We start from the raw sequence: 15,969 nt of genomic DNA on the forward strand, positions 1-15,969 counted from the left end.
ATCAAAAGGTTTTGTTTTTACTTCCTATTCGCTTTGAGCCAATCCCTTATTCCTTTATAAATCTTTTTGGCCACTGCCTTGTGAAAGGCGGGGTCCCTGATCTTACTTTCATCTTCTGCATTGCTCAGGAATGCTATTTCCACGAGGCAATTGGGGTATTCTGTAGGGCCACTCAAAGCGAAATTGAAGTTGCCGATATTTCCGTAATTATCCAAACCCAGTTGGAGCATCCTGTCCAGCACGAATTGGGTAAGTGGCCGGAAGCCAATGTAGCGATAATAGGTGCTGGTACCTTTGGCGGACGGGTTGCCGGCGGAGTTGAGGTGCAGGCTAATTAATAAATTAGGGTCTTGCTGGCGGAGGGCGAGGGTACGATCGGGCATGCTGATATCAACGTCTGTGGTGCGGGTCATATAAACAGTTACTCCTTTGCGGCTCAAGTATTTTTGCAAAGCCTGCGCAAACTGCAGGGTGTATTCTTTCTCGTACACTTTGGTCTTTGTACCCAATGCTCCGGCGTTGCTTCCACCATGTCCTGCATCTACCGCAATGACCAGGTTCTTTATTTTTAACTTTTCCGGCTGTCGTTTAATTCGGATGATGAGCCGCCTGCCTGCACTGTCGTAGGAAATATAGTGTCCCCAATGTTGCTGGTGTTGCAACTCAATGAATACTCTTACTACATCATCTTCGACCTGCTCGTACCAGACGTTCTTAATTTCTTTTACTGTCTTTACTTGTGTGATCCAGTTGGTATTGGAAGTAGCTCCAAAGATATCTACTACCAGTCGTGAAGGACTGATTTGTTGTATCGCGCGGTAAGGCAACTTCTCTTCCATACTTACAGTAACGAAGTCGTGGGTAGCATTGCCGTATACGCGCCAACTATTGGTGAGGTAATAAGGCTTGATGTGTAATGATGTATCGGTTGGTTTCACATTTGACTTAGCAACATATGCTGTATGATACCGGGAGAGCTGCACTTTGTAATCTGTCCCTACTGAGTCTACTACTTTAAGCACCACATTGGTGTCGAGGTAAGTCATCTTAGCACCTCCGAGACGATCATCGCCCAAGCCATATTCAAGAAAGGGAAGCTGGCCAGTAGTCTTCACATAAAAGTGTGTGGGTATGGTGTCCTGTGCATGAATGTTGATCAATACAAAGAGCAGGAAAACGGTCAGTGCAGTTTGTTTCATACAGCAAAATACACTTCAATCTGATATCAAATTCGTTTGCAACAAATTGCTGGCAACGCATGTGTATTTTGAAATATTTGTGCGCCTTTTTCTGCCTGCTTTTGCAGGGGGACATATAAAAAGGGTGGCAGCTTGCGCTGCCACCCTGCATCGTGTAGATCAGTTACTTAATGTTGCGTGCTTATAATGGATACTTATTGTCCTTGATAAGCTTCTCAGCAATTCTGCGGCGTGCTTCTTTGCTGTTGAAGGATTCTACTTTTGTAAAGCGTTTTATTCCCAGCAACATCATTCGTTGCTCGTCGCCTTCCGTAAAGGAGTTGATCGCATCCTTACCATGTTTATTAATTCTGTCGGCTGCATCATAGAGGTAGGTGCGCATGATATCCAGCTCGAACTGGGTAGCGGCTTCTCCTTTCTTGTCTGCCAGTTTAATTACTCTGAGTAAAGCGCTTTCGGCATTGAATGTCTCTATAGCCATGTCTGCAATGTGCATCAGTATCTCCTGTTCGCTCTCGATCTTCATCATCAGTTTCTGTACTGCTGCGCCAGCTGTCATGAGGATCGCTTTCTTAAAGTTGGCAATGGCTTTCTTTTCTTTAGCGAATGCTTCTTCTTCGCCGCTGCCAAAATCAGGAATGCTCATCAACTCTTTTTGTACAGCCATCGCCGGTCCCATGAGGTCCAGACGGCCTTTCATGGCACGCTTCAATACCATATCCACTGTGAGCAGGCGATTAATCTCGTTGGTGCCTTCGTAAATACGGTTGATGCGGCTATCACGGTATCCTTTTGAAATGATGTATTCATCGCTGAAGCCGTTACCGCCGTGCACCTGCACGCCTTCATCGACTACAAAGTCCAGCATTTCACTGCCAAATACTTTCAATATTGCGCACTCGATGGCATATTCTTCTGCGGCTCCCAGTAGCGCTTCGTTGAATGGCTTGCCAGCACCCAATAGTTCCTGTTCTTTATCGTCGATCCATTTGGAAGCACGGTATAAAGCGCTTTCGGCCACCCACATCTTAATCGCCATTTCGGCCAGCTTGTGTTTGATAGCTCCGAAGTTGGCAATTGCCGTTTTGAATTGTTCGCGGGTGTTGGCGTATTGTATGGTAGTATTACTTGCTCTTTTGGCTGCGCCTAATGCAGCTGCACAAAGCTTCAACCGTCCTATGTTAAGGATGTTGAAGGCGATGATATGGCCTTTGCCGATCTCGCCCAGTACATTTTCAACCGGCACTTTACAATCCTGGAAGTAGAGTTGTACGGTAGAGGATCCTTTGATACCCATTTTGTGTTCTTCCTGGCCTTGTGTAAATCCTTCAAAGCTTCTTTCTACGATGAAACCAGTGAACTTATCGCCATCTACTTTGGCGAATACGGTATATACATCAGCAAATCCGCCGTTGGTGATCCAGCATTTCTGGCCATTGAGCAAGTAATGTTTGCCATCGGCGCTTAACTTGGCCGTTGTTTTTGCACCGAGTGCATCACTACCGCTATCTGGCTCTGTAAGACCGTAGGCTCCTTTCCATTCGCCGGTAGCCAGTTTAGTTATGTATTTTTCTTTTTGTGCGTCGGTACCAAAGTATAAGATCGGCAATGTGCCGATACCAGTATGAGCAGCTACGGCCACTGAGAATGAAAAGCCACCACCCAATCCTTCATTAACCAGGGTAGAGGTAATGAAGTCTTTACCCAGGCCTCCATAAGCTTCCGGAATGGAAGCTCCCAGCAATCCCTGCTCGCCAGCTTTGGCTACGAGGGAGGGCATCAGGCCGGGCTCCAGTTTATCAATGCGGTCAATGATCGGCAAGATCTCTGCATCCAGGAAGGTGGTACACATGTCTTTCACCATCTGTTGTTCTTCATTAAAATCTTCCGGGATGAAGGTGTCGAAAGCGGAACCTTCTTTGATCAGCCATTCGCCGCCTTTCAAACCTGCTTGTTGTTGTGTTGTGCTGCTCATATGGAAAGTTTTTAGTTGTAAGTGGGTAAGCGCTATTTTAAGTTATCGTAAACTATTTGTAGTACTTCTTTACAAATCTCAATGCGTTCCGGCGGTACTCCTTCCAGGGCTTCGTTCAATGTTTCTTCGGCCAGCCCCATGCTTTGTTCCTGGAGCTTTTGTGCCTGCCGGGTAAGGAAGATGAGGTTCATGCGGCGGTCGGCGTCTGATGAAACTCTCTTTACCAGTTGCAGTTTCTCGAGATTATCTACCAGCCGCGTAATGCTGGGCTTATCGCGGAATGTAGCATTGCACAGTTCCTGCTGGCTGATGCCATCCTGCTTCCACAAATGGTATAGAACGCTCCATTGTTCTATGGTTACGTTCAACTCTGCCGTATTGAACTTCTTCTGCAGTCGCCGGGCAATGGCTGTAGATGCTTTACCAGTAATAAAGCTGTACAGTTCGCCTTTTCTGAATTGGTTGTTTGACATATAGTTGTTTGTGCAACTATCCAAACTTACGTATTTTCTTATTTATCCGCAAGTTTTCCGACAATTAAATTGCTAAGGGGAAACGTGTAGCCGGTGGAAGGCAGCCGAAAAATCGTTAGCTTCGCTTTCCCACCCTCTAATGGTTTTATACTGATATCCTCTCTAATGTCCTCGACCATCTGGTATCCGTCTATTTATTAACGATAACCCAACCTCGTATGACACGTCTTTACCTACTCCTGGTATGTGTATCTTTTTGTGTACCAGTATCTGCCCAAAATATGCGATTGGTAGGCATGGGGTCTTCCACCGTTGCCGGCCAGGGTGCATTCCCATTAGACAGTTCCTGGATGAGACGTTTTTCTTTTTATTATAAAAACGGGCTTGGCTTAGTAGATACTGTTTATAATATTGGCATTTCGGGCTCCAGCTGCTACCGGGGTATGCCATCGAGTTATACGCCACCGCCGATGCGTGAGAGTCCGTTTCCAACTGATAATGTTACCCAGGCTGTAAATCTCTTGTCCGGCATGGCTATTCCTGCCAATGGGGTGGTTATTGTTAATTATCCCACCAATCAATACACCGTATATAGTATTGCCGAGATCATGTTTTGCCTGCAGGTTATTTATGATTCGGCTACCCGGCTTGGCAATAAGTGTTATATCACTACTTCACAGCCACGAACAGATGGGGCGTTCGCCTCTTCGGCCATGAAGCGCAAGTTGGCCGACATAAAGGATTCTATAATCAACCGTTTTACCGTAGCCAATACGCTTAATTTCTGGGACGGGATGTATAATCCGGCTGATACTACTATTCTACCCATGTACTCTGCGGGTGATAATATACACTTCAACAATGCGGGGCACCGGCAATTGTTTGAGAGGGTAAGGGCAAAGAATGTATTCGGCATTACGCTGCCTGTGAAATTGCAGCAATTCTCCGCCGCTTTACAGGATAAAAGGGTGGCGGTGCAATGGCAGGCTGAGCATGACGATCCGTTGGGCTCTTTTGCTGTGCAACGGAGCCAGAACGGGCAGGACTTTGAATTGCTGCAACAGTTGCCCGTGAATAATCAAATGGGGCTTCACTCCTACTCTTTCACTGATCAATCGCCACTGCCGGGCACCAGCTATTACCGCCTTGCCGTGCGTGAAAGGGACCGCACGTATTATTCAAAGACCGTAATAATCAGGAATGCATTGCCGGCATTGGCTGTACAAAGAATCTATCCTGTTCCGGCAGATAAAAGGCTGCAGCTGGAGATCGTTGCCGCCCAAGCGCAAGCTATTACTATCGACATTCGCAATAGCGGCGGTGTGTCCCTGCAACGATTTACACGATCTGTAAGTAATGGTGTTAATCAGGTTTCTGTTCCAGTAGTACAGTTGCCCGCCGGATTATATTTTGTGCGTGTTATCGGTGCTCATGGGGAATCGTTTACCAAGTCGTTCAGCAAATAAATATCATATTGCTCCCATTCTTATACAGCAGGCTTCGCAAGGGCCTGCTGTATGCTTATTATACTTAGTAATAATGTTGTAGTTTTATCGCAGGTGTCTTATGCAATCTGCTTCTATCAATTACCGGTCGTCAACAATTCATTACAGCTATGGCGGCAGTGGTGAAAAGCTGCTGCTTTGTTTGCATGGCTATGGAGAGTCGGAGAAAACTTTTCGTTTTCTGGAATCTTACCTGCCTGCCGGTTACCGGCTGCTGGCCATTGATCTGCCGTTTCATGGTGGCACAACCTGGAATGAGGGTCTTGAATTTTCTGCTGATGATCTGATTGCCATCATCAACAGCATTTGCCAAGAGCATGGGGGTAATATGGGGCGACTCACGCTTGCCGGTTTCAGCATGGGCGGCAGGGTTGCATTGAGCCTGCTGGAAAAGATACCTGCACAAACCGACAAAGTAATTTTGCTGGCGCCTGATGGGCTTAAGGTGAACATATGGTACTGGCTGGCCACGCGTACGTTTATTGGTAACCGCCTGTTCCGTTTTACCATGCGGCATCCGCAGTGGTTCATGTGGCTGTTAAAAACCGGTAATGTGTTGGGGCTTATCAACCAAAGTATTTACAAATTCACCCGTTATTATATTCATGATCAACAGGTGCGCGAGGAATTATATAATCGCTGGACGTGTATGCGCAACATTAAGCCTCATCTTCCTGTCATAAAGAAAGCAGTTGTACAGTATTCAATTCCTGTTCGTTTGTTGTATGGGCAATACGATCGTATTATCCGTCATGAGCGAGGGGAAAAATTCCGCCGTGGTATTGAATCTTTCTGTACGTTGCAGGTAATTCCTACCGGTCACCAGGTGTTGCAGGAAAAGAACGTGGCGGTGATCCTTGAACTTTTAGCATCTTAATTACATGCCAATATTCCTTTTCATATTTTTCTTACTGATGGTGGCTTATGCCATTCTTATTAATTATTATCACCGGGCGTGGAACCAATTACCGGTGTTCAAGCTGCCTGATACCAAACCCAGCACTTTTATTTCGGTGATCGTTGCAGCGCGCAATGAGGAAAGCAATATTCCTACACTGCTCGACTCCCTGAACAGACAGCGGTATCCTTCATCGCTGTATGAAGTAATCATCGTCAATGATCATTCGACTGATAATACCTGGTCTATTTTGCAGCAGGCTTCTTACCCGGAATTGCCTTTAAAGCCTATTAACCTCGCTGCTCATCTCGACAGTGAAGCAGTTACGCAGTCTTTTAAGAAAAAAGCTATTGAAACCGGCATCCGTGAATCAAAGGGCAGCCTGATCGTTACTACTGACGCGGACTGCTTTTTTGGTGAGCACTGGCTTGAAAGTATTGCAGCTTTTTATGAAGCAACCCAAGCGAAGTTTATTGCTGCGCCAGTAAAAATTGTTTCGCGCCGTTCATTGTTGAGTGTATTTCAGTCGCTGGATTTTATTACGCTGCAGGGTATTACCGGCGCGTCTGTATTCAAGCGTTTTCACTCTATGTGCAATGGGGCCAACCTTGCTTATGAAAAGAAAGCGTTCGAGGAGGTAAATGGCTTTGCGGGTATCGACAATATTCCTTCCGGTGATGATATGTTATTAATGCATAAGATCTTTAAGCAATATCCCGACCGTGTGTTTTACCTAAAGGCCAGGGAAGCTATTGTATCGACCGCTCCTGCTGCAAGCTGGAAGGCTTTCTTTCACCAGCGTATCCGCTGGGCCAGCAAGGCTGACCGGTATGATGATAAGCGCATCTTCTGGACGCTCTTATTGGTATATCTCGTCAATGTTTGCTTCGTAGTTTCTGCTGTAGCTGCTTTCTGGCAAAATATCTGGCTTTTCTTTTGCCTGATCTTGCTGCTGGCCAAGGTGCTGATCGAATTTCCTTTTGTTCATGCTGCAGCTATCTTCTTCGGTCAGCAATCGCTGATGAAGTATTTTCCTTTTTTACAACCAATTCATATCGTATATACTATTATTGCAGGATGGCTGGGAAAGTTTGGAAAGTATGAATGGAAGGGAAGGACGATCAGCAAGCAACCTTAAGTTTACTAAACTTTATATTCACTAATGGCTACTGCCACGACCCGAAGTACCTGGCGGCGATTGAAGCGCAATAAAGGCGCGATGTTTGGCATCGTGATCATTGGGCTTGCTTTGGTAGTTGCTTTGCTGGCTCATTTTCTGGCGTCTGATGGCACTCCCAATGCCAACAGAATGATCGTGGAGATCGGTGGGCAGAAGCCTGGTTATACACAGCAATTCCTGCTGCTACCCAAGGAGCGCACTATTCAAGACGTCTCTTTCTTTAGTCGTCTTCTGGATGGGCGAGAAGATTATTATCAATATATCCCTATCTCTGGCTACAAGCAAGCAGGTGATAGTCTCATTATTCAGCAGTTTATCGATGAGGGTGTGACTGAACGGGTAGCTTATCCCTTGCACGCAACACGCTGGGAAGAAGGCGGCAACAAGGAGGATTATAGGATCATTTCCCAAAAGTTTTACCTGGGCACCGATAAATACGGGCGCGATATCCTGAGCAGGTTGCTCGTGGGCGTGCGTGTAAGTCTCAGTGTAGGATTGGTTACTGTATTAATATCGCTGAGCATTGGTGTATTGCTGGGGGCACTGGCCGGTTATTTCCGGGGATGGGTGGATGATGCGATCATGTGGTTTATCAATGTTATCTGGAGCATCCCTACTTTATTGTTGGTATTTGCCATTACACTGATGCTGGGTAAAGGTTTCTGGCAGGTGTTTATTGCTATTGGTCTGACGATGTGGGTGAATGTGGCGCGTATCATACGTGGTCAGGTTTTGAGTGTGCGGGAGATGGAATATGTGGAAGCAGCGCGGGCGCTGGGCTATGGCCATCCGCGGATCATTGCGCGTCATGTGCTGCCCAATGTAATGGGGCCTGTGATGGTAGTGGCGGCTTCTAATTTTGCATCGGCCATTGTAATAGAGGCTGGCTTAAGCTTCCTGGGTGTAGGTGTTCAGCCTCCACAACCAAGCTGGGGGCTGATGATCAAAGAGAATTATAACTTCATCATTACTCATAATCCCATGCTGGCGCTGGCGCCAGGGTTTGCCATTATGCTGCTTGTATTGGCCTTCAATATGCTGGGCAATGGCCTGCGGGATGCTTTACAGGTTAAAGCATAAAAGAAAATTGCCAGTCACCGGAAACCGATCACTGGCAACTTTGTATAAATAATGTCTATTTCTTTGAATAGCGGTAGCTGCCGGTCCATTTGTTGGAAGCGCAGCTTTTGGATGTTATGGTGATTCTCACTATGCTGGGTGTAGTGGAAGGTGTGCCAGTAATGCTGAAATTACTGATGGCTGCTTTCACATCCGGCAATGTTTGTGTAAAGAAATTAGCGCCACCAGCTTCGGGACCTGCGGTTACTTCGATGGTAACACCTGCTGCGGGCAATCCTGCAGTGATGTTTATCTGTAACGGAAAGTTAGGGCCCGGTGCGGCAGGCTCGGTGGAATTATTGGCTGGTGAGGTGCTTACCTGCAAGGCTGTTTCGGAGCAACTGCCACCGCCACCACCTCCGCCGCCTTTTTTACAAGCAGGCATAATGGCCAGAAAGAACAAAACAGTAAGGCTTAATAATACGATCTTTTTCATGTTGCAAAAGGTATATTGAAATGAACCTGCTTTAAAGCTAATATTAAATTGGCTTATTTTAAACTTCATTTTTATTGTACGGCCGGCAGTGATTTTATCAAGCCATCACCTGTACGTTCCGATTAAAGCTTTCTTCGAGGGAGATAAAGGTTTCGGTGCGCTCTATGCCTTTGATCTTCTGTAATTCATCGTGTAATACAAAGCGTAATTGGTTAATATCGCGGCAGATAATTTCCGCAAACATGCTGTAGTTGCCGGTGGTATAATTGAGTCGGGTGATCTCTGGTATTTTCTGGAGTTCTTTAGCTACGGAATCGTACAATGAGCTTTTTTCGAGGTATATGCCAATAAAGGCAATCACATCGTAGCCCATTTGCTTCAGGTCCACGTTTAATTTAGTACCTTTCACTATCCCTGCTTCCTGTAGCTTTTTAATGCGTACATGGATGGTACCCCCAGATACGAATAGCTTTTTTCCAAGATCGGCGTAGGAAATCTCAGCATTATCCATCATTTCGTGAATAATCTGCAAATCGAGTTTATCAAGATTCAATTTAGCTCCCATTTTCGCAATCGTTTTTGTAAAACATCAAACAATTGTGCAAATATTTGTAGAATATCGAAACTTTCAAAATTTTTATTGAATAATTCTCAACGATCCGGCTAATTTCTTTAATATTGCACTGTAATCGTTCTTTACATCGATCTAATACTGTGGGGTGATGGAACTTGGCAGACATGCCCCCTTGTCTCGGGGGTGGGGACCACAGGATAAACGTAGTGTAATGCCGTCCTTCGGGATGACTGGGGTTGACCACCACAGATTGCGCTACAGCTAACTGCCCCGTGGAGGTTCGAATCCTCCCTCTACAGCCAGAGCAAGCAACACATAAAACCCTTCTGGATTCTTCCGGGAGGGTTTTTCTTTTTTATTCCCATTTTGGTAAACTACCAAGGCTTCCCTATCTTTATTTCCTCTTTCAGACTATAGAAAATCTCCGAATCAGAAACGTCTCCCGTTTCCAATACTCCTCTATTTACTCCAATACTCCGTTTTATTCCAATCTTTCTATGCCCATTAACAGGCCCATGCCCTGACTGTATTTTCATGCCCATACCTCTCATTAATCATCACATATTATTCATAATTAAATAACTTATGAGTTTTTGTTAATTTAAAATAATAATTAACTTCGATCACCATTTTATTATCAACCATTTAAATCTATTGATTGTATGCGAATTTTAAACCTTCTCCGGCTATTAGCCTTAGCCGCCGTTTTCTTCTCGATTTCCTGTAAAAAAAGGGCTCATTTTGAAGTCGCCTGTAAGATTGAAAAGATCACCTCCAAGTACCGGTTCTATGAAACCGATCCTTTTGAGGTGAGCACTTACACTTTTACCAACAATGCCTGGGGTGATCCTGTAAAAATTACCCAAAGCAACACCACGACAGGTCGTCCCAACTATTCTTTTACCTATGACAATAACCAACGGTTGAAGACTTTTATAGCTGATTATGGTCCTGGATATATCGAGTACTATACCCGGTATTTTTATGACAATAATAATTTCATTGTACGCGATACGACCTTGTTTGCGGGCACTGATATCAACAATCCTGCTTCTTTCTACCAGGCTTTTGTAAATGAATACAGCTATGATTCAAAAGGAAGGGTATCTAAAGTAATTAACCATTTGGTAGGTTATCCTTCCACCACTCAGGAGAAGGTTTATACCTATAACTCCAATGATAACCTCGTGAGATCCGGGGGTACGTACGACAACAAAACCAACTACCTGCGCACCAGCCTGGTACTGGCTTTCATGATGCGCGACTACAGCAAGAACAACTTCTATCCAGCGCTGACTTACAACTCTAAAAATCTACCGACTTCCTATCCTGCTGATCCAAGGAATGAAGGGGCCCCGGCTTTCTTCAATACTCCAATCACTGAGATAGAATATACTTGTGACAACAACGATAATGATTAATTATCGGTAGTTCACATGGGCACCTCTGCGGCCGGCACAACCCGTTGATAGAACTTTTGTTCTTTTCAGCGGGTTTTTTGTTTTAGCTACTTTTGCGGCTTATGGGCTATAAGAAGTTAATTCGTTTTGCAGAGATGACCTCCTTCCCGAATGTGCTGCAGTACCCGGAAAACATGCCGGGTAAATGGAAGGACTTTTTTCATAATGATAATCCTATCGTGCTGGAGCTTGCCTGTGGCAAGGGGGAGTATGCTGTAGGGCTTGGCAGGCTGCATGCTGACAAGAACTTCCTGGGGGTGGATCTCAAGGGTAACCGCATCTGGGTGGGGGCTAAAAAGGCTCTACAGGAGAACCTGACCAACGTGGGCTTCCTACGTACGCAGATCGACCAGATAGGCAGTTATTTCGCTCCTGGTGAGGTTTCTGAGATATGGATCACTTTCCCCGATCCTCAATTGCGTACCGGTAAAGCCAAAAAGCGTCTTACGCATCCCAAATTCCTGCGGCTGTACCAACAAATACTTAAACCAGGGGGTTATATCAACCTGAAAACGGATTCGCCCAGCCTGTACCGCTTTACCAAATGGGTGATCGACCTGCATGGGCTGCCGCTGATCCAGGATATGGACGATGTGTATGGGAATGCGAACATCCCCGAAGAGCTGAAGATCAAAACACATTACGAGGGGCTGGATATTGCCCAGAGCAGCCGCATCCATTACCTGCAGTTCAGCTTACCGGCTGATCCTTTACCTGATAAGAATGACGCGCTAAAAGAATTGTTGCTTGAAGAAGGAACTGATAGAAGGAGTTGATTATTATTACAACGAGCAGGGATACGTGGTGCTAACTGCCAAGTATCACCTGGAACGGGGGCAATGTTGCGGGAATGGCTGCCTGCATTGTCCTTATGACTATATCCGTGTGCCCGAGCCCCGTCGTACAGAATTGCTTAATAAAAGAAAATCGAATGGCTACACGCAAGACAACCGGTAAGCCCAAGCTGCCTTCTCAGGAAAAGCTGGCCTCTCTCACTCCTACCGGACGCAAGGAAACTTTCTTTGAACTCGTATTTGAGGTAGCCAGACAAATCCCCAAGGGCCGGGTAACTTCTTATGGTGCTATTGCCGCCTGCCTGGGCGCGAAATCTTCTTCCCGGATGGTGGGCTGGGCTATGCATGGGGCCGACAGGGTAAAGCCTAAAATTCCTGCTCATCGTGTTGTGAACCGTAATGGCATGTTGAGTGGCAAGCATCATTTCGCTACACCTACCCGTATGAAGGAGCTGTTGGAGAAAGAGGGCATTAAAGTGAAGAAGGATACCGTAGTAAATTTTAAGGAGCTGTTCTGGGACCCGGCGGAGGAGTTGTTTTGAGTTAATTCTTTCCTTCAAGCTTTGCAACTTCGTCGGTGCTCAGGTTTAGTAATACAATGATATTTTCTTTCCGGGGCATGAAGATGAGTAATATCAGGAGGTGGGTGCCGGCTAATACTATGAAGGCAAAATTCTGTGTAAGGAAATAGCAGATGGCCGCAAAAAAACCGGGTATTTCGATCATGGCCCACCAGGTAATGCAAGCTGTCATGTATTGACGCATTCTTTCTTCTCCACTTCCAGCGTTGTTGCGAGCGGCCATCATAGCACGTTTAAACCGGTTGAAGCCAATCAACAATATACCTACAGAAAGTACTACTGCTACTGTTTGTAATGTTCTCGCCAATGAAGTGTCTTCTCCCTTAGCATGTCCGGATTGCACAACGAATAAAAATATGGCAATGCATAGCAGCAATGACACTGATACGCCCAGATGAACCAGTTTTATAATTCTGAATGTGTCCTTTTGCATGGAGTCGAATTTGGTCTAACGTACTTTAATAATAAGGGCTTATCAAGAGGTATACCAATACGCCTGTGAATGCCACATAGAACCAGATAGGCCATGTAATACGCGCCAGTTTACGGTGTTTGGGAAATTCGGCAGTCAAGCCTCTGTAAGCAGTGAAGAGAATAAAAGGAAGAATAATACCTGCAAGTGGAATATGGGTGCCGAGTATAATGTAATAGAATGTGCGCAGACCACCTGCAGCGGCTTTTTCCTCATCGGTTATATTGCCATCGTGGTTCAGGTCGCCAAACCGTGTTTCTCCGGCAAAGAGGTGATGGCAGATATAGGATACGAGGAAGAGTACAGAAAGGATCATGGCTACGATCATGATCTTTTTATGGACTACAAAACTCCTACGTTTGGCAGTTATTAGCCCCGCCACCAGTAATACGGTAACGATAGAATTGATAACGGCATTGATTGCAGCAAAGAGGTGCACATCGAACCCGAGATCTACTTCCAGCTTCACCCGACTAAGCACCACCACAGCAGCAAATACCACAAAGGAGACAGTGCCAATCAGCCACCAGGCCTTCTTATCATTTTTTTCCAATACGGGGGCTAACATATTATGATTGTGTTTTTTTTCCTGGTCTGCGTACAATCCATACAAACAGGGCTACACCAGCCATTACCATGAGGTAAATAGGCCATAAGGAAAGCAACTCGGCCAGTACGGGGGAAGGTTTCTTCTTGTCTTTTTCCAGCATCAGCAGGGTGAGGTCTTCCGCCAGCTTAGCCAGTGCCACGCTGTCCAACCCATTGTAATAACCACGGATAATTCCATTCTTATCGATCAGTACAAACTTTTCGGTATGTATAAACAGTGAATCAACGGTGCCTCCATCCTGGGCCGGGAGTTTTATTTCGTTCAACGCAAAGTCATAGATATCTTTCTTTGGGCCTGTCAACAACCACCATACATCATGGTTGATCCCATATTTGTCTGCATACTTCTTCAATACTTCTGCAGAATCTCTTTCGGGGTCTACACTAAAGGAAAGGAATTGTACAAAAGTGGTATCGATGCGCTTGGTGACATCTTTCAGCCTCAGGCTTTCCTGGAGGCTTTTCATATTATGGGTTAAAGTAGGACAGATGGAGGGGCAGCGTGTAAAGAAGAAATCGGCAATGATGATACGTCCCCGTAACTGATCGAGGGACACTTGTTTGCCTAACTGGTTTGTGAATGTGCCGTTGGCCAGTTGGTACCAAACTGTATCGGTTACTTTCTTACCGTTGATGACGGTATCGATCGTGTTTTCGGGATAGTATTTGCGCGGCATGCTGATGGCATCGCGGCTGGCCGATTTTACGATGAAATAACTGGCTACCGGCAGCAGGATGGCGATGCATAAGGCTAATAATGCTTTCTGGCTCACGGTATTTATTTTGCTGCGCAAAGTTACCACAGGAAACGATGCAATGCTGGTTTTGGGTAGAAAAGCCCGTAAATAAAAAACTCCCGCCTGGTGGCGGGAGCTCTTAATTATTTAGATACCTATTACGGGTAGCTTAGTGTACTGTTTCAGGCTTTTCAGCTCCGTGACCTTCGCTGGCGCCATGTTCTCCATGTGCTGGTTTCGTCTCAGCCTTGATCGTAGACTGTTCTTTGTGATGTGGATCATAGTTGTTGCGGAGATTCTTGTAAGAATCGCCATCCCACAGGAACGCTGTAATGAACCAGATGAACAGCAGGGCCGGTATTGCCACGGTCATGATCATGTTCTTGATCTCATGACGTAAGTGCATGAATTCGGCAATGATATAGAATGCTTTCGCGAGTGTGAAAATGATGTAGAGGACGTTGAACATCAGTTTCAGGGAATGGAAGTGGGGCGCAATGAACATACCCACGATCAACTCGATACAGGTAATTACCAACAGGATCCAGAACGTTCTCCAGATGGCTTTTGTATCAAAGCTGTGCTTTTCCCCATGTCCGTGCTCTGCTGTATGTGATGTTTCAAAATTTTCCATAATAAATTGTATTGCTGTGGTTAGCGTTGATCAAATCTAAATTAGAACAGGTAGAAGCAGGTAAATACGAATACCCAAACCAGGTCTACAAAGTGCCAGTATAAACCAGCTTTCTCGATCATCAGGTAGTGGCCTCTGCGGTCGAATACTCCTCTGTAGGTCATGATAAACATGATAATGTTGATGATAACGCCAGAGAATACGTGGAAACCATGGAAACCTGTGATGGTAAAGAAGAAGTTGGTAAAGTTGGTAGATGCTTCAGACCCGTCGAAGTTATGGAACGGGTTCATACCCCACCAGGCGCCTTGCTCGTGTAAGTGATGCCATTCCCATGCCTGACAGCCGAGGAATGCGGCTCCACCAATGATTGTCCAGAATAACCATTTCAATACGGCCTTGCGATCGTTGCTGTGACCAGCTCCTACCGCCAGTACCATGGTTACGGAACTCATGATCAGGATGAACGTCATTACACTCACAAATACCAGTGGCAGGTGTGCATGCCCTGCAAAGGGGAATGAGGAGAATACCACGTTAGGGTCGGGCCAGCCATTGCTGGAGAACCGTACAGTGCCATATGCAATGAGGAAGGCGCCAAAGGTGAAGGCATCGCTCATCAGAAAATACCACATCATCAGCTTGCCATATTCCACATTAAAGGGACTTCTTCCGCCACCCCACCATTTTTGATTCGCTGGTACTGCTTGTGCCATGTGTTACTATTAGTTTATACTCAAAAAATGTTTTATACTTTCCACAAAAAGAATACGAACAGGTATATCCACAACAGGTCTACAAAATGCCAGTAGGTGGCTATCACTTCTACCGGAACGGAATTGTAGTTCCTGATCTTCGCACTGAATGCCTTAAAGAACATGATCAGTAAGGCTATCGCTCCGCCCAATACGTGGAGGGCGTGCAATCCGAAAATAATGTACAGGAACTGTCCTGCCCCAGACCCTCCTTCCAACTTCACACCGGAATTGAACAACTGGTAAAACCCGATGATCTGCATGGCGATGAACAGCAGGCCCAATACTGCGGTTACTGTAAGCAGCGCGCGGTATTGTTGCATGCCGCGCTCTTTAAACGATTTGAGCGCCATCTGGATGGTAAGGCTGCTAAGGAGCATTACGCCTGTTGAATAATAAAAGAGCTTTGGTACTACCACACTTGTCCACCCGGGCTGTTCGCCTTTTACGATATAGGCGCTGGTCAACCCTGCAAACATCATAATGATGCTGCCTATTGCTATCCACAAGGTAAACTTGTGGGGGTGAATTTTTTGTTGACGCGAACTCACGATATTCATTCTAAATC

Annotated in this window: 19 protein-coding genes; 8 read left to right on the forward strand and 11 right to left on the reverse strand. The window is 45.7% G+C overall.

Features of this window, described 5'->3' with window-relative positions; genetic code table 11:
- Positions 1-17: 17 nt before the first annotated feature.
- From AC5JBY_RS03780 to AC5JBY_RS03790, 3 genes are all read right to left on the reverse strand, one after another.
- On the reverse strand, positions 18-1,199 hold the full coding sequence (locus AC5JBY_RS03780; RefSeq protein ID WP_495903220.1) for an N-acetylmuramoyl-L-alanine amidase: 1,182 nt from the start codon (positions 1,197-1,199) through the stop codon (positions 18-20).
- A 181-nt stretch (positions 1,200-1,380) separates the two neighbouring features.
- Positions 1,381-3,174 (reverse strand): acyl-CoA dehydrogenase FadE, encoded by a 1,794-nt coding sequence (locus AC5JBY_RS03785; RefSeq protein ID WP_495903221.1) that lies wholly within the window; start codon positions 3,172-3,174, stop codon positions 1,381-1,383.
- A 32-nt stretch (positions 3,175-3,206) separates the two neighbouring features.
- A complete protein-coding gene (locus tag AC5JBY_RS03790) occupies positions 3,207-3,647 on the reverse strand; it encodes a MarR family winged helix-turn-helix transcriptional regulator (RefSeq protein ID WP_495903222.1) in 441 nt (146 codons plus the stop codon).
- A gap of 218 nt (positions 3,648-3,865) precedes the next feature.
- On the opposite strand from AC5JBY_RS03790, the gene AC5JBY_RS03795 reads away from it, so the two are divergent.
- The 4 genes from AC5JBY_RS03795 (at position 3,866) to AC5JBY_RS03810 (ending at position 8,310) form a co-directional block, all read left to right on the forward strand.
- Positions 3,866-5,113, forward strand: a complete 1,248-nt coding sequence (locus AC5JBY_RS03795; RefSeq protein ID WP_495903223.1) for an SGNH/GDSL hydrolase family protein — start codon at positions 3,866-3,868, stop codon at positions 5,111-5,113.
- Positions 5,114-5,213: 100 nt separating this feature from the next.
- Positions 5,214-6,029 (forward strand): alpha/beta fold hydrolase, encoded by an 816-nt coding sequence (locus AC5JBY_RS03800; protein WP_495903224.1) that lies wholly within the window; start codon positions 5,214-5,216, stop codon positions 6,027-6,029.
- Between the two features lie 4 nt (positions 6,030-6,033).
- Positions 6,034-7,188, forward strand: a complete 1,155-nt coding sequence (locus AC5JBY_RS03805; protein WP_495903225.1) for a glycosyltransferase — start codon at positions 6,034-6,036, stop codon at positions 7,186-7,188.
- A gap of 24 nt (positions 7,189-7,212) precedes the next feature.
- Complete coding sequence (locus tag AC5JBY_RS03810; RefSeq protein WP_495903226.1) at positions 7,213-8,310, forward strand: ABC transporter permease; 1,098 nt, start codon at positions 7,213-7,215, stop codon at positions 8,308-8,310.
- 55 nt (positions 8,311-8,365) lie between these two features.
- Here AC5JBY_RS03810 and AC5JBY_RS03815 read toward each other — a convergent pair whose 3' ends face one another.
- Both AC5JBY_RS03815 and AC5JBY_RS03820 read right to left on the reverse strand, forming a co-directional pair.
- Positions 8,366-8,785, reverse strand: coding sequence for a hypothetical protein (locus AC5JBY_RS03815; protein WP_495903227.1), 420 nt, complete (start codon positions 8,783-8,785; stop codon positions 8,366-8,368).
- A gap of 97 nt (positions 8,786-8,882) precedes the next feature.
- Entirely contained in the window at positions 8,883-9,350 is a 468-nt protein-coding gene (locus AC5JBY_RS03820) for an Lrp/AsnC ligand binding domain-containing protein (RefSeq protein WP_495903228.1), read from the reverse strand.
- Between the two features lie 671 nt (positions 9,351-10,021).
- Between AC5JBY_RS03820 and AC5JBY_RS03825 the strand changes: the two genes are divergently transcribed.
- From AC5JBY_RS03825 to AC5JBY_RS03840, 4 genes are all read left to right on the forward strand, one after another.
- Positions 10,022-10,780 carry a hypothetical protein gene (locus AC5JBY_RS03825; RefSeq protein ID WP_495903229.1) on the forward strand — a complete coding sequence of 253 codons (759 nt, stop codon included), beginning with the start codon at positions 10,022-10,024 and terminating at the stop codon, positions 10,778-10,780.
- 101 nt (positions 10,781-10,881) lie between these two features.
- Entirely contained in the window at positions 10,882-11,595 is a 714-nt protein-coding gene (trmB, locus tag AC5JBY_RS03830) for a tRNA (guanosine(46)-N7)-methyltransferase TrmB (RefSeq protein WP_495903230.1), read from the forward strand.
- The gene (locus AC5JBY_RS03835; RefSeq protein WP_495903231.1) at positions 11,567-11,776 is read left to right on the forward strand and encodes a C1orf53 family protein; all 210 of its coding nucleotides are present in this window, start codon (positions 11,567-11,569) and stop codon (positions 11,774-11,776) included. The genes trmB and AC5JBY_RS03835 overlap by 29 nt, the downstream gene beginning before the upstream one ends.
- The gene (locus AC5JBY_RS03840; protein ID WP_495903232.1) at positions 11,751-12,155 is read left to right on the forward strand and encodes an MGMT family protein; all 405 of its coding nucleotides are present in this window, start codon (positions 11,751-11,753) and stop codon (positions 12,153-12,155) included. Before AC5JBY_RS03835 ends, AC5JBY_RS03840 begins: the two co-directional genes overlap by 26 nt.
- A gap of 1 nt (position 12,156) precedes the next feature.
- Here AC5JBY_RS03840 and AC5JBY_RS03845 read toward each other — a convergent pair whose 3' ends face one another.
- The 6 genes from AC5JBY_RS03845 to AC5JBY_RS03870 all read right to left on the reverse strand — a co-directional run bounded on the left by AC5JBY_RS03845 (position 12,157) and on the right by AC5JBY_RS03870 (position 15,961).
- Complete coding sequence (locus AC5JBY_RS03845; RefSeq protein ID WP_495903233.1) at positions 12,157-12,627, reverse strand: hypothetical protein; 471 nt, start codon at positions 12,625-12,627, stop codon at positions 12,157-12,159.
- Positions 12,628-12,652: 25 nt separating this feature from the next.
- Positions 12,653-13,234, reverse strand: a complete 582-nt coding sequence (locus AC5JBY_RS03850; protein WP_495903234.1) for a DUF420 domain-containing protein — start codon at positions 13,232-13,234, stop codon at positions 12,653-12,655.
- 1 nt (position 13,235) lies between these two features.
- Positions 13,236-14,048, reverse strand: coding sequence for an SCO family protein (locus AC5JBY_RS03855; RefSeq protein ID WP_495903235.1), 813 nt, complete (start codon positions 14,046-14,048; stop codon positions 13,236-13,238).
- 133 nt (positions 14,049-14,181) lie between these two features.
- Complete coding sequence (locus AC5JBY_RS03860) at positions 14,182-14,646, reverse strand: cytochrome C oxidase subunit IV family protein (protein ID WP_495903236.1); 465 nt, start codon at positions 14,644-14,646, stop codon at positions 14,182-14,184.
- Positions 14,647-14,687: 41 nt separating this feature from the next.
- Positions 14,688-15,362 (reverse strand): cytochrome c oxidase subunit 3, encoded by a 675-nt coding sequence (locus AC5JBY_RS03865; protein ID WP_495903237.1) that lies wholly within the window; start codon positions 15,360-15,362, stop codon positions 14,688-14,690.
- A gap of 32 nt (positions 15,363-15,394) precedes the next feature.
- Complete coding sequence (locus tag AC5JBY_RS03870; protein ID WP_495903238.1) at positions 15,395-15,961, reverse strand: cytochrome c oxidase subunit 3; 567 nt, start codon at positions 15,959-15,961, stop codon at positions 15,395-15,397.
- Between the last annotated feature and the right edge of the window lie 8 nt (positions 15,962-15,969).

The organism is Paraflavitalea sp. (genome assembly GCF_059502485.1).

Excerpts from the sequence above, each read along its gene's own strand:
- AC5JBY_RS03780 (WP_495903220.1), bottom strand. The coding sequence starts at position 1,199 with ATGAAACAAACTGCACTGACCGTTTTCCTGCTCTTTGTATTGATCAAC.
- AC5JBY_RS03785 (WP_495903221.1), bottom strand. The coding sequence starts at position 3,174 with ATGAGCAGCACAACACAACAACAAGCAGGTTTGAAAGGCGGCGAATGG.
- AC5JBY_RS03790 (WP_495903222.1), bottom strand. The coding sequence starts at position 3,647 with ATGTCAAACAACCAATTCAGAAAAGGCGAACTGTACAGCTTTATTACT.
- AC5JBY_RS03795 (WP_495903223.1), top strand. The coding sequence starts at position 3,866 with ATGACACGTCTTTACCTACTCCTGGTATGTGTATCTTTTTGTGTACCA.
- AC5JBY_RS03800 (WP_495903224.1), top strand. The coding sequence starts at position 5,214 with ATGCAATCTGCTTCTATCAATTACCGGTCGTCAACAATTCATTACAGC.
- AC5JBY_RS03805 (WP_495903225.1), top strand. The coding sequence starts at position 6,034 with ATGCCAATATTCCTTTTCATATTTTTCTTACTGATGGTGGCTTATGCC.
- AC5JBY_RS03810 (WP_495903226.1), top strand. The coding sequence starts at position 7,213 with ATGGCTACTGCCACGACCCGAAGTACCTGGCGGCGATTGAAGCGCAAT.
- AC5JBY_RS03815 (WP_495903227.1), bottom strand. The coding sequence starts at position 8,785 with ATGAAAAAGATCGTATTATTAAGCCTTACTGTTTTGTTCTTTCTGGCC.
- AC5JBY_RS03820 (WP_495903228.1), bottom strand. The coding sequence starts at position 9,350 with ATGGGAGCTAAATTGAATCTTGATAAACTCGATTTGCAGATTATTCAC.
- AC5JBY_RS03825 (WP_495903229.1), top strand. The coding sequence starts at position 10,022 with ATGCGAATTTTAAACCTTCTCCGGCTATTAGCCTTAGCCGCCGTTTTC.
- trmB (WP_495903230.1), top strand. The coding sequence starts at position 10,882 with ATGGGCTATAAGAAGTTAATTCGTTTTGCAGAGATGACCTCCTTCCCG.
- AC5JBY_RS03840 (WP_495903232.1), top strand. The coding sequence starts at position 11,751 with ATGGCTACACGCAAGACAACCGGTAAGCCCAAGCTGCCTTCTCAGGAA.
- AC5JBY_RS03845 (WP_495903233.1), bottom strand. The coding sequence starts at position 12,627 with ATGCAAAAGGACACATTCAGAATTATAAAACTGGTTCATCTGGGCGTA.
- AC5JBY_RS03850 (WP_495903234.1), bottom strand. The coding sequence starts at position 13,234 with ATGTTAGCCCCCGTATTGGAAAAAAATGATAAGAAGGCCTGGTGGCTG.
- AC5JBY_RS03860 (WP_495903236.1), bottom strand. The coding sequence starts at position 14,646 with ATGGAAAATTTTGAAACATCACATACAGCAGAGCACGGACATGGGGAA.
- AC5JBY_RS03865 (WP_495903237.1), bottom strand. The coding sequence starts at position 15,362 with ATGGCACAAGCAGTACCAGCGAATCAAAAATGGTGGGGTGGCGGAAGA.
- AC5JBY_RS03870 (WP_495903238.1), bottom strand. The coding sequence starts at position 15,961 with ATGAATATCGTGAGTTCGCGTCAACAAAAAATTCACCCCCACAAGTTT.